The organism is Salinadaptatus halalkaliphilus, from assembly GCF_006543045.1.
Lineage (GTDB): Archaea > Halobacteriota > Halobacteria > Halobacteriales > Natrialbaceae > Salinadaptatus > Salinadaptatus halalkaliphilus.
Genome location: NZ_RBZW01000016.1, coordinates 150,456 through 166,953 on the forward strand (window position 1 = coordinate 150,456; position 16,498 = coordinate 166,953).

The following is a 16,498-nucleotide window of genomic DNA, read 5'->3' on the forward strand; positions in this document are numbered from 1 at the left end:
CGACGCCTCGAGCGTGGCCCCCATCCCCTGAACGCTCTCGAGTTCATCGCTCGCCTCTCAACTGCTCCCGAATCCGAGCAGGGAGCGCAGCGTCCGTGTCTTGACACCACACTCGCCGGCAAACTCGCAGGACTCGCATTTCGATCGATTGGTCGTCCGTGGTGGGGGTCCGTCCAGTTCGCGAACCGTCCGTAACACCCGGCGGTACCTGGCTTTTCGGCGGACAGTCAACTCGAGCGACCGAACGATCCCGTACGCTGGATACTCGAGCCAGGCTCGCTCGATTGGGGTTTCGTGTTCCCAAGCCAGTGCCTTCGCGGCCGCGACGGCGTGGACCGTCTGTGTGTCCCAGACCCCCTGTGGCGGCGGTTCTCCCGGCGAGACGAGGACTGGCTCGAGCGGCTCGTCGAGGACCTTCTGGACGAGTCCCCGACAGTCCCGGCCGGTGAGAAAGACGTCCCGATCGCGGGGATTTCGAAGTCGCTCCCACTGGCCGCTATCGGCAAGTCGGTCCCTGGTCGCCGCCAGCCGTTCGCAGTATTGTGCCGGGGAAATGCCGATTGGTTCGTCCTCGAGAGCCGCTGCAGGGGCCTCGAGCATCTGCTCGTAGCGCCGCTCAAGACCTCGAATTCGACCGACCTCGGGCGGCGGTTCCCGATCTTCGTCGTTCGTCCGCTGGTAGTACAGTTTCCGTAGACAGTACGCTGCCGTCCGGAGGTCGCTGAACGAGACGTGCGTGCGAGTCACGCCGCCGTTGGCCGCCCGATCGTATATAAAGGTGAGGCTGGGAAGCAGATCGATGGCTGTCGGCCGTCGGTGGCTGGCGAATGGTAGGGGTGCGGTACCTCTGACGTTGTACCGAACGTGAGCGAAGCGAACGTTCGGCCTTTTTCATCGAAGTTTTTATTCCAGCGGTCGGCCTCGGCCGACCCGAGAATGAAAAGTTCGGTCGCTAGAACTCCACGTCCGTTTCCATCCCCTCGGTGGCGTCCTCGAGGCCGTCCTCCCGGACATCGGTCGTCAGCTGGCTGGTAAGTTCGGCGTCGGACAGGACGCTGTCAAACTCGTCGCGGTAGCGGTCGTTGGCGCGACGGGATTCGTCTTCGGCGTCGGCCACGCGCCGGTAGCGTTGGATTCGGTCCGTGTTGACATCGTATTCGGTAGCCAGCGACGCGTCGTCTTCTTCGCGGTCGCGGATCGCGACGAGATCGACTTCGTCGGCATCCTCGTCGTCGACGAGGTGCAGATCCATGCGGGCCTTGAAGACGGTCTCGGCGTCGACGGCTGGCTCGAGGTCGCTGGCGATGTCGCTATCGCTGTCGTCGTCGTAGAACCCCTTCGCGACGGTGACGAGGTCGTCGGTCGAGAGCGACGTCTCGAACTCGTAGCGCTCTTTCATCTGGGTGACGACGCTCTCGAGGCGCTCGTCGTCGGTTCGTTCGTCGCTGGCGAGGGACCCTCGGTCGTTGTCCTGGGATTCGGTGACGGTTTCCTCACCGTCGGTGACGTCGGTGAAGATCTCTCGGAGTTCCTCGGTTTTGTCGTTCATGGGTGGACACTCCCGACGGGCGTCTATTTAAGGCTGTTGCCACATTGCGTTGGCCGGGAACCGTCGAACATGGTCGACTATTATGAACACCAAACGGCGTAGAAATTTTCGCAGGACGGCACCGGGTCAAGGTTCGGGACCGTGTGACAAGAATTAAGTCTCACCCACGCACGTCCATGAGTATGAACGTCGTAGCACAGTCGGACGTGGGGCGGGAGACGTACCTGGGGATCAGCAACGTGGAGTATGCGTTGTTCTATCTTCTGGTCGTCATTACGCTTACCGTCCTCACCTACGGTGTCTACCAGCGGTTCAAACGGTACGCCGAAGGCGACGACGACCCGTTCGCCCGACTGAACGATCTGCCGAATCGTATCGCCGCCGCAGCAAAGATCGTCCTTTCGAACGAGAAGCAGTTCAACAGGGACCTCTACGGCGGCCTGATGCACTCGTTTATTCTCTGGGGCTTCCTGACGCTGCTCATCGCAACGTTGATCATCGGCTTCGAGCAGTACACAACAGAACTCCTGTTCGGGATCGTCTTCTGGGAGGGCGACTTCTACCTCGCCTACCAGTTCATGGTCGACGCGATGGGGCTGCTGTTCGTCGTCGGGATCGGGATGGCGATCTACCGCCGCTACTGGGTCAAAAACCACCGGCTCTGGGGTCGCCACACCTCCAACGAGGACGACATCTTCATCTGGACGCTCTTTGGGCTCGGCGTGGGTGGCTTCCTGCTCGAGGGGGCGCGCATCTACGCGACCGGGATGCCGGATCACGAGGTCGTCAGCTTCGTCGGCTACGGAATCGCGATCGTCCTGCAGGCGATCGATCTGCCGACGACTGGCGCTGCCGTCGAGGCGACGGTTAACGGCGTCGAGTACAGCGCGGTGTCGTCGCTGGGATACAACGCCGAGACCCTTCATTGGCTCATTTGGTGGAAACACTCGCTGCTGGCGTTCTTCTTCATCGCGTGGATTCCCTACGCCAAGCCGTTCCACATGCTCTCGTCGTTCGCCAACGTCGTCACGCGCGACGAGAACGCGGGCGCTCGCCTGCCGAACGTCCCGTCGGATCTGGACGCGACCAACGCCGAATCCATCGACGATTTCACCTGGAAAGAGATCTTGGACCAGGACGCCTGTACCAAGTGCGGTCGGTGTTCCTCGGTCTGTCCGGCGAAGGCCTCCGACCGGCCGCTCGACCCGCGTAACGTGATCCTCGACCTGAAAAAATACCGCGAAGACCTCGACGCCGACGGCGAGGAGAAACCGATCATCGCCGACGGCGGCACCTCCGTGATCAACACCGAGACGATGGAATCCTGTATGGCCTGTATGGCCTGCATGGACGCCTGTCCGGTCGAGATCGAACATCTCCAGTCTTTCACCCGGCTCAACCGCCAGATGACCGATCAGGGTGACGTCTCATCCTCCATGCAGGACGTCTTCCAGAACGTCATGCAGGACGGCAACACCTTCGGCGACTCGCCTCGCAACCGCGCCGATTGGGCCGACGACCTCGAGTTCGACGTCACCGACGCTCGCGAGGAGGAAGTCGACTACCTCTGGTACGTCGGCGACTACCCGAGCTACGATGAGCGCAACAAACAGGTCGCTCGCTCACTGGCGACGATCCTGCAGGAAGCCGACGTCAGCTTCGGCATCCTCTTCGACGACGAGAAGTACGACGGCAACGACATCCGCCGCGTCGGCGAGGAATTCCTCTACGTCGAACTCGCCGGCCACCACGTCGAAACGTGGGAGGACTGCGAGTTCGACAAAATCGTCTGTACGGATCCACACTCCTACAACACGTTCAAAAACGAGTATCCGGAGCTCGACTTCGAGGAGTTCGCCGACGATCCGATGATGCCCTTTGACTACACCGACGACTGGAACGCAGACGGCGAGATCGACATCTATCACTGGACCCAGGCCGTCGAAGAACTCGTCGAGAACGGCGCACTCGACCTGAACGGCACCGAACTCGACTACACGGTCACCTACCACGATCCGTGTCACCTCGGCCGGTACAACGACGAGTACGAAGCGCCCCGCGAACTCATCCGCGCGACGGGCTGTGAACTCGACGAGATGCCACGCAACCGCGCCAACTCCTTCTGCTGTGGCGGCGGCGGTGGCGGCCTCTGGATGGACTTCGAAGAGGAACCGAAACCGAGCGAGGAACGCATCCGGGAAGCCCTCGAGGACACCGACGCCGGCGCCGGCATCGAGAAGTTCGTCGTCGCCTGTCCGATGTGCATGACGATGTACGAGGACGGCCGCAAGACCGGCGGCTACGAAGACGATATCGAGGTCGTCGATATCGCCGAACTCGTCGTCGAAGCGATCGGCGCCGAAGAGAAGGCCAAGCTCGAGGTCGCGGCGGACTAACGCGTCGGATACGATATTTTCGACACGGGGCTCAAATCCCTCTTTGAGTTCCCGGACATCCTTTTGTTCTCGAGTGCGACGGTCCGTGCATGGATCGACTCGCGGGTCGGCTCGTCCGACGATTTCGCGGCGAGCCCGACGAGCCGACCGTCGCCGGCCTCGAAGGCGAGGACGCCGATCAGCTCTTCGACGCCCTCGGCTCCGAAACCTCACGCGCCGTGCTGGCGGCGTGTTACGAGCAGGGCCGAACCCGCTCTGAGGTGGCCGAGGAACTCGAGACGAGCATCCAGAACGTCGGCTACCACGTCGACAAACTCGAGTCGGCGGAACTGCTCGAGGCCGTCGAGACCAGATACGGCGAGAACGGCCGCGAGGTGACGGTCTACGAGCCCTCGAAGCAGGCGATCGTCGTGGCGGCGGGGGAGCCGGGGTTCGCCGAGCGTCTCGCGGATGCCGTCGATCGGCTGTTCGCACCGATCGCACTCGTTGGGCTGATCGCGATGGTCGTCGGCGTCCTCGCACGCCAGCCCGCACGAATCGGGATGCTCGGTGACGACGCCGCGAGTACGACGGCGACGACCACGACGACGGCGACCCAGCCGTGGTTCGTCGCTGCTGCCGTGACGTTCGTCTGTGGCGTCCTCGTCGTCCTCGCGGCGGCTCGAGCGGGTGCGTTCGACCACGATACAGAAGACTTCGCTCACCGAACGGGCGTCCAACGTCGGTTGTTCGGCCGGCGCGTCGCCACCAGCCGTCGATACGCAGTTCTGATCGCCGGATTCGCGTTCGGAACGTTTCTCGCGCTCGATCTCGTCGCCGTCGGTGCCGGACGCCGACTGACGCTGGCCGCCTGGATCGCGGTACAGCTGGTGATTCCAGCGGGCGTGATACTGGCCGCCGCCCTCGCGTACGCGAACGACGGCCTCCTCGCGAGTTGGGGGGTCGCGAGCGCGCCCATCGTCGGTATCTGGGGCTATCTCGCTGGCGGTGACCTCGTCAGGGGCGGGTTCGACCCGATCCTGCTCGCGCTCGGCCCGCTCGCTGTCGCGGTGATCGCCGCGCCGCTTGGCTCACTCGCATACCTCGCCGGTCGACTCGTAGCCAGCCGTCTGGACCGAGGGGAGTCACTCTCGAGGCGAACGATCGCACTGCTCGTGGCCCATCCGTTCGTCGTCGCCGCGGTGCTCGTCGGCTGGGCCACTATGGGGAGCTAACGTGCTCGAGTCGCCCGCTTCCGAGCTGGACGTGACGACCCGCCAGCTCGCGCTCGGCCCGCTCGCCGGTGGCGTCGGACTGCCGGTGCTGGTCGCCGTCGTCTTCGTCCTGTTGGCGGACCCGACGGCGACGCCGTGGTGGCAGCGTTTCGACGCCGGGCTCTGGCTCGGGTTCGGCCTGTGCCTTGGCTTCGCCGGCGTGTGTCTGGGAACGGCCTGGACAGGGGAGTGTCGGATCGCGTTCGGGCTCGGGGTCGCGGCACTCGTCGGCGTCATCGTCTGGCCGGCGATCGGGTTCGGCGAGTCGCCGGATGTCGTTTTCGCGCTTGGCGGGACGGCGTTCGTCGTCCTGCCGCTGCTCGTGCTCGCGGTGCCAGCGGAGTATCTCTACCGAACGAACGGCCGGGAGAGACTGTCTCCAACTCGCCTCGAGGCGATCGCTCCTCGCCGGAATCGGCCACTTGCTCGCCGTCCACGGACTGCAAACCGCCCTCGAGCGGCGACCGTTACTGCCCGACTCGGCGGAACTCGCTCGAGCCGATGGAAAGCGCCTCGAGATGTGCTCGGTACCGTTCCAACCATCGACTGGTGAGCGACATCGATACCCACCGCACGATGTCGCTCACTAGATCAGGCTTGGGACGCCAGTGAGTCCGATGGTCGTCGAAACTGACTCCTGTGGATGGAGTCACTGAGTCGCCTTCCCACGCCACGAAACAACGAGAAACTCACCCAAGATTTTTGGACGCTCTCGGCCAACTAGTCGCCGCCGAGGTGAGAGCGAATGTACGAGAGACAGCTCGACCGATCCGAACGCGGCTCGTTCGATGCCCTGGTCGACGTTCTCGCCGCGGCGAACCGGTACGATTTCCTGCTCGCTGTCGTACCGGTCGCGTTTGTGGTTGCACTGGTCGCGGCGACTGTCCTCGGCACGTCGATGGTCCAGACGTTGTTCGTCGCCGCACTCATCGGCGTGCTCGTGATCGTCGATGCCTGCTACCTTCACCCCCCGTCCGACCAGGGGTCGACATAGTGGCGTTCCAAACCCTGAACTGCGGGGTCGAATCCGTTGTGGTGAATCGATTCGACCCTGCAGTCGACGGTTGGGAGGATACTAGCAGCACCGACCACCAACTATTCCGTCGCGTAGCGTCGTCCGACGAGACTCCCTCTCGAGGTGATCGTGCAGCTACCGGCGATCACGCAGTTTCCATCGCCCCGGAGTACGAGCCCCGGAACCCTTTTACAACGGACAAGCCTATGCGTGGACAACGATGGGACTGGGCTCGGATATGTACCGACAGCAGATCCTCGACCACTACAAGAACCCCCGCAACTACGGGCAACTCGAGGATCCAACCTTCACGCACATCGGCGAGAATCCCATGTGCGGTGACGAGATCCGCATGGACGTCGAACTCGAGAACGACGAGGAGACGATCGAACGCGTCGCCTTCTCCGGCGACGGCTGTGCGATCAGCCAGGCCGCCGCGAGCATGCTCTCGACCGAACTCCGCGGGAAGACGCTCGAGGAACTCCAGGCGATGGACCGTGACGACATCATCGACATGCTCGGCGTCGACATCTCACCGATGCGGGTCAAGTGTGCAGTACTCGCCGAAAAAGTCGCCCAGGACGGCGCGGCGATCTACCAGGGCGATCTCGACGTCGAGAAGACGACGACCGAAGACTGACTGCCGCCGGTTCACGAGCCCCTCGCGACTGTTCTCGTAGCGACCATTCTCGAGCCGTGATCCGTTGCGTTCCGACCGGAACCGCCACGAACCGACCCGTCGCAAGCCACGGTGCTACCCGTCGGCCCCGCGAAGGAGAGTGCATGCTCGAGACGGCGACGGGCTTCGTCCTCGGGGCGGTCATCGGGGCTATCGCGACCGCACTCGGCTCGTACCTGCTCTACTGGAAGCGAGAACGCGACGCAACCCGCCGACTTCGACTGGCGTTTGTCGAAGAGCTTCGATCCTACGATTATCTCGACGACATCGTCGATGCCGGCGGCTACGAACGGGTTACGACCCGCGTCGAGCACCCGGTGATCTACGAGTCCGCCGCTGGCGATCTCGGCTTGCTCACCGAGGGCGAAATCGGCGACCTCGTCGCGTTCTACAGTTCGCTGTACTGGCTCGAGGACCTCGAAGACCCCGAGGACAAGAAAGATCGCATCGTGGACGTCATCGACCACCGGCAAGCGGCCCTCGAGGCGCTCGAACGTTGACCCTCGAGCCGAACCGGCGACGAGACCCAAATTGCTCCGGTTACTCCGGCTTCAGTCCGCCGTCCTGGACGCGCATGACGGCCTCGCCGTCGGCGAGGTTCGGTGCGTCGACCAGTCGGACGATGCGCTTGTCGCCTTTGGACTTGCGCAGGTAGATACGGAACGTAGACTTGTGGCCGAGAATGTTCCCACCGATGGGCTGAGTCGGGTCACCGAAGTAGGAGTCGGGGTTCGAGGCGACCTGGTTCGTGACGATGACGGCCGCGTTGTAGAGGTTGCCGACCTTGTCGAGGTCGTGGAGGTGCTTGTTGAGTTTCTGCTGTCGATCCGCGAGTTCACCGCGGCCGACGTACTCCGCGCGGAAGTGTGCCGTCAGGGAGTCGACACAGAGCAGTCGAATGGGATACTCGGCCTCCTCGTGTTCGCTCGCGAGTTCCTGGGCCTTCTCGGCCAGCAGCATCTGGTGGTTGGAGTTGAACGCCTTCGCGACGTGGATCTTCTCGAGGATGTCCTCGACGAGCGCCTCCATCGCGTCCTCGTCGCCGGGCGACCCCTCGATCTCGCGGTCCTCGAGCGTCGCGTCGATGACCTCGTCGGGGAGCCCTCGAACCATGTCGTCGATACGCTCGGGGCGGAAGGTGTCCTCGCTGTCGATGAACATCGCGCTCCCGTGGAGGCCGCCGACCTCCTTTGGCAGCTGGACGTTGACGGCCATCTGGTGGGTGACCTGGGACTTGCCGGAGCCGAACTCGCCGTACACTTCGGTGATCGACTGGGTCTCGATGCCGCCACCGAGCAGGTCGTCGACCTCGTCGATGTGCCAGCTCAGTTTGCCGATCTTGTTCCGTCGCTCGAGCACCGTCGAGCCGGTCTCGAAGCCGCCGACGTCGGCGGCGTCGCGGGCCGCACGAACGATGTCTGCGGACGTCGACTCGCCGACGTCGGCCGCGTTCGAGAGTTCCGATGGAGAGGCGACGGCGAGACTCTGGAACGATTCGAAGCCTGCGTCCTGCAGTTTGTCTGCGGTTGCCGGTCCGACGCCGGGGAGTTCCTCGAGATTTGCTTCTGGCATAGGCCACCCTTGCGCGGGATCCATCATAAACCCTCGTTAACAGGGAAGTGAAAGTGAAACTGGACGCCGACGGCGTGGTGATGAGTCGTCGACTGGGACGGTCGCGGTGAACGCGGCCGCGTGAGAACGAGATCGGACGTGTGAGAACGAGTTGGCGATCGAGATCAAGACGCACTCGAGTTAGCGACGGTCACAGCGAGTACCGTTCTGGCGACGCGAGCGAGTGGGTGGATGAACTACCGCGAGGGCTGGTCGCCCGGCGTCCACTCGAGACAGTGGAGGTGGCCGTCGTCACTGGGGACGAACAGGCGGGCGTCTCCGACCGCCGGCGGTTCCGTGACCGGGCCGTCGAGGCCGACGTGCCACCAGAGATCGTAGTCGGCGGCGTCGATACCGTAGACCGAGCCGGTCGTATCGGCGACGCAGGCGATATCGCCGACGGCGACGGGGCTCGCTCGCACCTCGCCGTCGAGTGCGATACCTTTCTTCGAGAACAGCCAGCCCCGAACCTTGCGCCGGCCGAAGGTCGTGTCGGTGACGTGGACGTAGCCGTCGTCCGCGCCGACGAACGTGGTCCCCTCCTCGTCTTCGGCTTGATCGGTCGCCGACCCCGCGTCGGCCGTCGGCGCGTCGCCGGGACAGACCGTCGGCGACGAGGTGAAGCCCCCCTGAATCTGGTAGGTGAACCAGGTCTGTCCCGAGTCGGGATCCAGCGAGAGCAACGTACCCCCTTCGTCGGCGACGTACACCCGGCCGTCGGCGACCGCCGGGCCAGCAGCCACCGCGCCGTCGGCGGGCGCGGTCCAGCGTTCCTCGCCCGACTCGGCCTCGAGACCGACGATCGTCTCGGCGATGGTGCCGACGAAGAGCCGCGGACCGCTCCACTCGCGATCGTCTGCGACCGCGGGCGAGCCGACGGTGGCCGTCTCCGTCTCGTAGGTCCAGACGAGGTCGCCCGTCTCGGTCTCGAGCGCGGAGACGCCCGCGTCGTGGGCGACGTAGAGTCGGTCGTCCGAGGGGGGAAGCGTCGGCCCGGCGGCGTGATCGCCGGGCAGGTCGGTCTGCCAGATCTGATCGCCGGTCTCGGGATCGACCGCGACCACCGCCCCCGTCTCGGTGCCGACGTAGACGCGATCGCGCGAGACCGCCGGCGGGACGTCGGTCGCGGCCGTCGTCTCGACCGTAAAGCGCCGTCGACCGGTCTCGGCCTCGAGGGCGTAGAGCGTGCCGCGGCTCGTCCCCACGAAGACGGTGTTGCGATCGTAGACGGGCGCACCGACGCTACCACCGAGGTCGACCGACCACGACTCGGTGATCTCGCGTGGCCCCTCGCGATCACGCCGGCGGCCGCTGTGTTCGGCGTCCCCCTGACATTGATTCCAGTTGGTCACTGGGCTGTGGTACCGACTGGATCGGCATAATGGAACTGGATTCGCGTCTCGACGTCGTCGGTCTGTTGGTACCCCGCTCGAGCGTTCCTGAAGCGGTCCTCGTGTCGACTGTCTCGCTCGTGGATACTACCGGGAGCTGACGGCTACAGGGTGTCACGACGGTCACCGATACCACCGACAGTTAGGGCCAGACGTACTGTGTCATCCGCTCTACCGCAGCATCGGTCAATTCGGACGTGCTACCCACACGTCCAGCGATTCCAGTATCTGCTGGAGGAGACGCTGATCGTAACGCGATCGAAATAGGTGTCGCAGCGTACAGCGGCGACGCTTCCTCGAGCACAGGACAGAAAATTCATATATGTTGTCTAACGAGTCGGGGTATGGAATCCCTCGAGCGATGGCAGTACCCGTGGATCGCGCTGGCGCTGTTCGTCGGCGGCGTCGCCCTCGTTTCGCTCTCCCTGACGGGTATCAGTGTCGTCACGGGGTTCGCCTCGGTCGTCGCCGTCGGCCTGGCCACGATCGTCGTCCGGCCGCGGCTGTACGGCTACGTGATGGCCGGGATCGGCGTCCTCTCGGTCGCACTCTCGGGACTGTTGTTCCTGTGGGACTGGAGTCTGCTGACCGTCGCCGTGCTCGCACTCGTCGGCCTCGGCGCGGTCGCACGCGGGGTCCACACCCAGCAAAATATGGACCCCGCCACGTAGACGCTGAGAGCCGTGTCTGGAGAGAGGGTTCGGGTCGTCGAGGCAATCCAGTCGTCGAAGCGATTCAGGTTGTCACGGTGGCCCAGATCGTCGCGGCGTTCCAGTCTATCGGTGCGGCCCGTTCTGTCGGGACGAGACACTCGAGAACCGACTCGCGGAGTACCGTTCACGTCCAGTCCGGTACGGCCCCTGTTCACTCCCAGGGGTGGGTTCCGCGCTTGCTCGGCCACAGCGGGTACCAGTACTCCTTGTCGGGTTCGACCTCGAGTTCGTCCTCGAGGGTCGACTCGAGTCTGAACTCGGCGCTCGAGTCGCGTTCGCGACCGGAACGGGGGGCGAAGGGGTAGTAGGCGCCGCGACGGAAGGAGTAGATCCAGTAGGCTGGCCCGTCGCGGTTCTCGTAGCCGAAGACGGCCGCGAGCAGCCGCGAGCCGTAGCCGTGTTCGATGAAGGTGTCGGCGGCGAAGTGCATGCTCGTGATCAGGTCCTCCGAGTCGTCGTCCTCGAGGATCACCCAGTGGTAGCCGTGATCATCCTCGGTCACGTCGAACTCGGTGCCGGTTTCCTCGCGGCCGGCTTCGAGGATCGACTCGACCTCGTCGACGGCCTCGCGGAAGCTGTGGGAGTCGACGCCAGAGAAACAGAGCGCGCCGACATCCGTCGACGCGTAGCCGAGGTCAGCTTCCATCGTGAGGTAGGCGGTGCTCATCCCGAAGAGATCCTCGGGATCGGCATCGCGCTTGGCGTCGGCTTCGGCTCGCAACCCGAGGGCGGCACGGAGTCCGTCCAGCAGTCCCATATCCTACGAAGGGACGCCGCCCATTAGAATCCTACCGGTGTGGGCCGTCGGCTCGCGACCGTACGAACCTTTGATGGTGGAACCCAAACGTGTCGGTAGCTACCACATGACACCGACATCCGAGACCGACGAGACGCCGACGATGACGCTATATCGGCTCCACGGCTGCCCGTGGTGTGAACGCGTCGTCGACCGCCTCGAGCGCGCCGATATCGACTACGAGTCGCGGTTCGTGGCCGGCGAACACGGACTGCGCGACGCGGTCGCACGCGAGGCGGGCACGCGATCGGTCCCCGTGCTGATCGATCACGACCGCGGCGTCACGATGCCCGAGAGCGGCAATATCCTCGAGTACCTCGCGACGAGCTACGGGACCGAGCCGGCAGCCGACGACGGCCCGTCGGTGGTCGAGTTGCCGCCCTCGGACCACCCCGTCGCGGGCGAGCACGCGCCGGATTTCACCCGGCCGCTCGTCACCGACGAGTACTGGGAGAACGTCAGCCTCTCGGCGCTCGCTCGAGACGCGGGGGGCGTCCTGTTGGTGTTCTCCCCGTTGAACTGGGGCGGGAAGTCGATCTACTGGTGGGACGAACTGCAGGCCCGGTCCTGGGACGGCGACGACCTCGCCGTCGTCGGCATCGGCGTTTCACAGCCGTTCGACCACCAGCGATTCATCGTGGATCGAGACCTCGAGTACCCGCTGTACTCGGATCCTGGAAACGACGTGGCGACGCGATACGACCTCGTCCACGACCTCGACGGGATGGCCGGCCTCGAGGAGCCTCGACCCGCGATCTTTCTGCTCGAGGACGACCTGACCGTCGACTATGCCTGGGTCGCCACAGAGTGGCCAGAGACGCCGCCGTACGACGAACTCGAGGCGGCGATCGAGGGCCGGTAGCGTAGAAGCAAGTGGCATAATCTAGCTGTAGAGACGTTAGATATCCTGATTGGGACAGTCGTTATACGTGTCGAGCGACTAGTATCGTCGAACAGCTAGCCGACCGTACCCCCCCACCACTCGACGCACCGATGAACACAACAGCGTCACCGAAAGCACCGCTTCCAGTACCGCCCACCGATCACGTTTCCGAGCGCTCGCGCCGGGCCCGCACCGAACCGATGTCGGTGCTCGCACTCGGGGACGGCCTCTACGAGGTCGAATCCGCGAGCGATCAGACTTATCTCGTCGACTTAGAGAGCGGGCGCTGTAGCTGTCCCGATCACGTCTTTCGGGATGTCCGCTGCAAGCACGTTCGCCGCGTCGCGATGGAGATCACCGAGGGTCGAACGCCGCCGCCGGGGACGGTCGCCGTCTCCTGTTACGACTGCGGCGAGTCCGTCTTCGTCGACGAGAGTGCTGTGACCAACCGCCGTCGAGACGGCAGCGACGACGTTCAAGCGACCGAACCGATCTACTGCGATCTTCACAGCATCCGCCCCGGCGACACCGTTCGCGACCGTGAAACCGACGCCAGACTCACCGTCGTCGACGTTTCGAACCTGCGGTCCGATGCCGTCTGGATTCGTGACGCCGACTGCACCGTCGCAGAGTACGGCACGAACGAGCGTTACGAGTCGGCCACTCCCGTCGTCGGCGCGGTCTACCCCCATGCAACTATCAAAGCCAACGGCACCGTCCCCCGATCGCTGAAGGTCTATACCTTCCCGCGAACGCGACTCGAGCGCGAAGTACCGACTCCGACCGAGGAATCCGACCGATCGAACGAGTAGCCACGACGGATCATCGGTGAGACGGGAGTCGAAGCCAGAACCCCCGGTTTGCGAGTACTTATAATGTCGATCGCTAAAAGCCGGGTATGGCGGCGTCGAATCACTGGACGGAACGCTCGACCGTCGGACTCGTCAGCGGCGGTCACTTCCTGTCGCACTTTTACATTATCGTCTTTCCCCCGCTGTTTCCGCTCTTGCGCGCGGAGTTCGACGTGAGCACCGCAGCGCTCGGACTCATCGTCTCGATCATCTCACTCGGCATGTTACTCCAGATTCCCGTCGGCGAACTGGTCGATCGCATCGGTGCCAAGTGGATCCTCGTCGCCGGAATTGCGACGACCTCGATCGGCGTGATGGTCGCCGGACTGGCAAACACCTACCTCGTGTTGGTCGCCGGGGCCGCCATCTCCGGGATCGGACAGGCCTCCTTTCACCCGGCCAACTATCCGCTGTTGGAGGCTGTCAGCGACGACGATCGACTCGGAAAGAACTTCAGTATCCACACGTTCGGGGGCTACGTCGGCTTTGCGGCTGCGCCGGTGATCGTCGGCTTTCTCGCTCTGACTGCGGGGTGGCGATCTGCACTCCTGCTCGTCGGTGCCGTCGGCGTCGGCTACGCCGTCCTGACCGCCGTATTGCTCGAGCCGGTCTACCAGGCGAATCTCGACGGAACGGACGACGAGGCGGAGACGGCGTCGACGAGCAGTCTCTCGGCGCTGTTGCAGCCGACAATTCTGATCATGGCGGTCTTTTTCATCGTGTTTACGATGGCCGAGAAAGGGATTCAGACGTTTACGCCGCTCCTGGTCATCGACGGCTTCGGACTGTCGGAGACAGTCGGAAACACGACGCTGTCGGTGTTTTTCGCCGTCGCCTCGGTTACCGTCCTGCTCGGCGGAGTGCTGGCCGATCGGTACGATCCACGGGCCATCATCGCCGGTGCGACGACAATCGCGGCGGGAACGATGTTCGTGGCTGTCGTCGACGTGGTGCCGATCGGGGCCCTCGCGGCGATCGTCACCTTCGCGGTTGCCGGGGGCGCCTTCGGCCTCGTCTTCGCCTCGCGCGACCGGCTGGTAAGTACCTACGCCGCCGAGGGATCGACCGGCCGAAGTTTCGGTTTCGTCTTTACCGCGAGTTCCCTCGGTTCGCTGTCGACGCCGCTGTTGCTCGGCGCGGCGATCGACCTCTCCTCGACGATACTGGCGTTCGCACTGATCGCCGGCTGTTTCCTGCTGTCGGGACTCGTGGTCTTGCTCATCGGCGAGCGCTCGAGCGCGTTTCTCACCGGCGTCGCCTCGCGGGGCGACTAACGCACTCGCTATCGCGCCGTCGAAACAGCCGGCGGATATCGATGAGTCAGGCGCCGTTACAGCCGACGATTGACGAAAACAACCAGCTAGTCTTTTCGGCGGGGATCACGAATCATGGTGTGTTGAGACGTACCATTATTCGCCGCTCGTTGGCTGTCACGACGTCGCGGTCGCTGGTCGGTGCTGAAGGGGGCGAACCGAACCACAGCCACACCCACGAGTATCCATGGCAAAAACAGCAGACGACGACACGGCGGAGGGAATTGCATCAACCGACCTCGTGACCGAGGTCGAAGCGGGACCGGCGCTTTCGGTGCCGGACGGACCGATGGCGGCCTGGCTCGAAGACCACTTCGAGGCGTACGCCGACGAACCGGCCGCGCTGATTCGGGAGGGGGATTCGTTCGAGGACGTACGCTTCGCGGAGCTACTCGAGGAGGCCAGAGCGGTCGCGGGCGGCCTGCTCGAGTTGGGGCTCGAACCGGGCGACCGAATCGGCATCCGCGCGCCGACCAGATACGAGTGGTCGGTCGCCGACGTGGCGACGCACCTGGCGGGGCTCGTGCTGGTGCCCGTCTATCCCTCCTTCAGCGCCGACCAGGCCACCCACGTCGTCGACGACGCGGACGCTTCGGTGCTGATCACCGAGGACGACTATCCGGACGAACTCGAGGACGCCGTCGACGAAATCGTCCCCATCGACGACCTGCCGACGGCCGAGCCGCCGGAACTGGCGGGGTACGACGCCGACGACGACGAGCCGGCGACGATCATCTACACGAGCGGGACGACCGGTGATCCGAAAGGCTGTACGATCACCCACCGAAACCTGCTGGCGGCGACGGCGATGGTCGACGAGCGCCTCTCGCTCGAGTCGGGCAACGTCGGCACGTGTTTCCTCCCGCTGTCGCACATCTACCAGCGGGTCGGGAACTACTATCTCTGGGGGACCGGCAACGCGGCGGCGTTCATGACCGTCGACGACCTGAAAGACGAACTCGGGATGGTCGAACCCGAACTGCTCGTGACCGTACCGCGGGTCTACCGGCGGGTGTACGCCGGCATTCAGGATCAGATCGCCGAGATGAGCGGCGCGAAACGGCGTCTGATGGAGTGGGCCGACGGCGTCGCCAAGGCCTACGGCGAGGGGCGAAGCGAGGGCGAGAGCGTCTCGAGCGCGCTGGCGGCCAAACACGCCCTCGCGGAGAAACTCGTCTTCTCGACGCTCCGGGAGGAACTCGGACTCACGCAGGTCGAGTACGCCCTCACCGGCGCGGCGAGCATCGACGCCGACCTGCTACACTACTTCTGGGGACTGGGCATCCCCCTGGTCGAGGTCTACGGCTCGACGGAGGTGACGGGCCCATCGACGATGAACAAGCCGGACTCGTTCCGAGCGGGCACCGTCGGCTACCCGATGGCCGGCAGCGAGGTCGGCCTCGCCGCCGACGGCGAGGTCCTCTATCGCGGCCCGAACGTGATGGAGGGCTACTGGAACAACGAGGCTGCGACGGCCGACTCGATCGTCGACGGCTGGTACCACACCGGCGACATCGGCGAGTTCGACGAGGACGGCTTCCTCACCATCGTCGACCGAAAAAAGCGCATGGCCGTGCTGGATACCGGGAAGAACGTCTCGCCCAACCGCGTCGAGACCGCGCTGAACCGCGACCGGTTCGTCGCCGACTCCATGGCCATCGCCGACGGCCGCAAGTTCGTCACCGCCTTACTCCAACCGAACTACGAGGCCGTCCTCGACCTCGCGACCGACGAAGGGATCGCGTTCGACGAGTCGGCCACCGAACGCGACGACAGCGAGGAGGTCGTCGCCGTCGATCCCGCTCTCCTCGAGGACGACCACGTCCACGAGCGCTTCGAAACCGCCCTCGAGAGCGCCAACGAAACGCTCGCGAGCTACGAGGAAGTCGGTGATTATCGGCTCCTCGAGCGCGCACTGAGCGTCGACCGCGAGGAACTGACGCCGACGCTGAAAAAGCGCCGACCGACGATCGAAGAACGCTACGCCGACCGGATCGAATCGATGTACGCGGAGTGATACGGTCTGCTGTGGGTCATTTTCGGTGCGA

The 16,498-nt window shown here is 64.4% G+C and carries 16 protein-coding genes; 11 read left to right on the forward strand and 5 right to left on the reverse strand.

What is annotated here, in order from left to right; genetic code table 11:
- Nucleotides 1–57: 57 nt before the first annotated feature.
- Together D8Y22_RS06270 and D8Y22_RS06275 are read right to left on the reverse strand one after the other, a co-directional pair.
- Nucleotides 58–747 carry a CRISPR-associated protein Cas4 gene (locus tag D8Y22_RS06270; RefSeq protein ID WP_141463849.1) on the reverse strand — a complete coding sequence of 230 codons (690 nt, stop codon included), beginning with the start codon at nt 745–747 and terminating at the stop codon, nt 58–60.
- 205 nt (nt 748–952) lie between these two features.
- Nucleotides 953–1,549, reverse strand: coding sequence for a conditioned medium-induced protein 4 (locus D8Y22_RS06275; protein WP_141463850.1), 597 nt, complete (start codon nt 1,547–1,549; stop codon nt 953–955).
- A 182-nt stretch (nt 1,550–1,731) separates the two neighbouring features.
- Between D8Y22_RS06275 and D8Y22_RS06280 the strand changes: the two genes are divergently transcribed.
- From D8Y22_RS06280 to D8Y22_RS06305, 6 genes are all read left to right on the forward strand, one after another.
- Nucleotides 1,732–3,945: a (Fe-S)-binding protein gene (locus tag D8Y22_RS06280; protein WP_141463851.1), complete on the forward strand. Its 2,214-nt coding sequence runs from the start codon at nt 1,732–1,734 to the stop codon at nt 3,943–3,945.
- An 89-nt stretch (nt 3,946–4,034) separates the two neighbouring features.
- Nucleotides 4,035–5,159, forward strand: a complete 1,125-nt coding sequence (locus D8Y22_RS06285) for an ArsR/SmtB family transcription factor (protein ID WP_141463852.1) — start codon at nt 4,035–4,037, stop codon at nt 5,157–5,159.
- Between the two features lies 1 nt (nt 5,160).
- A complete protein-coding gene (locus D8Y22_RS06290; RefSeq protein ID WP_141463853.1) occupies nt 5,161–5,751 on the forward strand; it encodes a hypothetical protein in 591 nt (196 codons plus the stop codon).
- A 192-nt stretch (nt 5,752–5,943) separates the two neighbouring features.
- Nucleotides 5,944–6,192 (forward strand): hypothetical protein, encoded by a 249-nt coding sequence (locus tag D8Y22_RS06295; protein ID WP_141463854.1) that lies wholly within the window; start codon nt 5,944–5,946, stop codon nt 6,190–6,192.
- Between the two features lie 241 nt (nt 6,193–6,433).
- Nucleotides 6,434–6,853 carry a Fe-S cluster assembly sulfur transfer protein SufU gene (gene sufU / locus D8Y22_RS06300; protein ID WP_141463855.1) on the forward strand — a complete coding sequence of 140 codons (420 nt, stop codon included), beginning with the start codon at nt 6,434–6,436 and terminating at the stop codon, nt 6,851–6,853.
- A gap of 143 nt (nt 6,854–6,996) precedes the next feature.
- Nucleotides 6,997–7,392: a hypothetical protein gene (locus tag D8Y22_RS06305; RefSeq protein ID WP_141463856.1), complete on the forward strand. Its 396-nt coding sequence runs from the start codon at nt 6,997–6,999 to the stop codon at nt 7,390–7,392.
- Nucleotides 7,393–7,432: 40 nt separating this feature from the next.
- On the opposite strand, the gene radA is transcribed toward D8Y22_RS06305, so the two are convergent.
- Both radA and D8Y22_RS06315 read right to left on the reverse strand, forming a co-directional pair.
- The gene (gene radA, locus D8Y22_RS06310; RefSeq protein WP_141463857.1) at nt 7,433–8,464 is read right to left on the reverse strand and encodes a DNA repair and recombination protein RadA; all 1,032 of its coding nucleotides are present in this window, start codon (nt 8,462–8,464) and stop codon (nt 7,433–7,435) included.
- Between the two features lie 236 nt (nt 8,465–8,700).
- The gene (locus D8Y22_RS06315; RefSeq protein WP_141463858.1) at nt 8,701–9,855 is read right to left on the reverse strand and encodes an outer membrane protein assembly factor BamB family protein; all 1,155 of its coding nucleotides are present in this window, start codon (nt 9,853–9,855) and stop codon (nt 8,701–8,703) included.
- Between the two features lie 383 nt (nt 9,856–10,238).
- Between D8Y22_RS06315 and D8Y22_RS06320 the strand changes: the two genes are divergently transcribed.
- Entirely contained in the window at nt 10,239–10,565 is a 327-nt protein-coding gene (locus tag D8Y22_RS06320) for a hypothetical protein (RefSeq protein ID WP_141463859.1), read from the forward strand.
- A 193-nt stretch (nt 10,566–10,758) separates the two neighbouring features.
- On the opposite strand, the gene pspAB is transcribed toward D8Y22_RS06320, so the two are convergent.
- Nucleotides 10,759–11,364, reverse strand: a complete 606-nt coding sequence (gene pspAB / locus D8Y22_RS06325; protein WP_141463860.1) for a PspA-associated protein PspAB — start codon at nt 11,362–11,364, stop codon at nt 10,759–10,761.
- Nucleotides 11,365–11,470: 106 nt separating this feature from the next.
- Between pspAB and D8Y22_RS23230 the strand changes: the two genes are divergently transcribed.
- The 4 genes from D8Y22_RS23230 (at nt 11,471) to D8Y22_RS06345 (ending at nt 16,467) form a co-directional block, all read left to right on the forward strand.
- Nucleotides 11,471–12,265: a redoxin domain-containing protein gene (locus D8Y22_RS23230; protein ID WP_141463861.1), complete on the forward strand. Its 795-nt coding sequence runs from the start codon at nt 11,471–11,473 to the stop codon at nt 12,263–12,265.
- 131 nt (nt 12,266–12,396) lie between these two features.
- On the forward strand, nt 12,397–13,098 hold the full coding sequence (locus D8Y22_RS06335; RefSeq protein WP_141463862.1) for an SWIM zinc finger family protein: 702 nt from the start codon (nt 12,397–12,399) through the stop codon (nt 13,096–13,098).
- Nucleotides 13,099–13,184: 86 nt separating this feature from the next.
- Complete coding sequence (locus tag D8Y22_RS06340) at nt 13,185–14,411, forward strand: MFS transporter (RefSeq protein ID WP_141463863.1); 1,227 nt, start codon at nt 13,185–13,187, stop codon at nt 14,409–14,411.
- Between the two features lie 226 nt (nt 14,412–14,637).
- On the forward strand, nt 14,638–16,467 hold the full coding sequence (locus D8Y22_RS06345; protein WP_141463864.1) for an AMP-dependent synthetase/ligase: 1,830 nt from the start codon (nt 14,638–14,640) through the stop codon (nt 16,465–16,467).
- Nucleotides 16,468–16,498: the final 31 nt, after the last annotated feature.

Coding starts and splice junctions, on each gene's coding strand:
- D8Y22_RS06340 (WP_141463863.1), top strand. CDS start 13,185: ATGGCGGCGTCGAATCACTGGACGGAACGCTCGACCGTCGGACTCGTC.
- D8Y22_RS06335 (WP_141463862.1), top strand. CDS start 12,397: ATGAACACAACAGCGTCACCGAAAGCACCGCTTCCAGTACCGCCCACC.
- radA (WP_141463857.1), bottom strand. CDS start 8,464: ATGCCAGAAGCAAATCTCGAGGAACTCCCCGGCGTCGGACCGGCAACC.
- D8Y22_RS23230 (WP_141463861.1), top strand. CDS start 11,471: ATGACACCGACATCCGAGACCGACGAGACGCCGACGATGACGCTATAT.
- sufU (WP_141463855.1), top strand. CDS start 6,434: ATGGGACTGGGCTCGGATATGTACCGACAGCAGATCCTCGACCACTAC.
- D8Y22_RS06295 (WP_141463854.1), top strand. CDS start 5,944: ATGTACGAGAGACAGCTCGACCGATCCGAACGCGGCTCGTTCGATGCC.
- D8Y22_RS06305 (WP_141463856.1), top strand. CDS start 6,997: ATGCTCGAGACGGCGACGGGCTTCGTCCTCGGGGCGGTCATCGGGGCT.
- pspAB (WP_141463860.1), bottom strand. CDS start 11,364: ATGGGACTGCTGGACGGACTCCGTGCCGCCCTCGGGTTGCGAGCCGAA.
- D8Y22_RS06275 (WP_141463850.1), bottom strand. CDS start 1,549: ATGAACGACAAAACCGAGGAACTCCGAGAGATCTTCACCGACGTCACC.
- D8Y22_RS06285 (WP_141463852.1), top strand. CDS start 4,035: ATGGATCGACTCGCGGGTCGGCTCGTCCGACGATTTCGCGGCGAGCCC.
- D8Y22_RS06320 (WP_141463859.1), top strand. CDS start 10,239: ATGGAATCCCTCGAGCGATGGCAGTACCCGTGGATCGCGCTGGCGCTG.
- D8Y22_RS06345 (WP_141463864.1), top strand. CDS start 14,638: ATGGCAAAAACAGCAGACGACGACACGGCGGAGGGAATTGCATCAACC.
- D8Y22_RS06280 (WP_141463851.1), top strand. CDS start 1,732: ATGAACGTCGTAGCACAGTCGGACGTGGGGCGGGAGACGTACCTGGGG.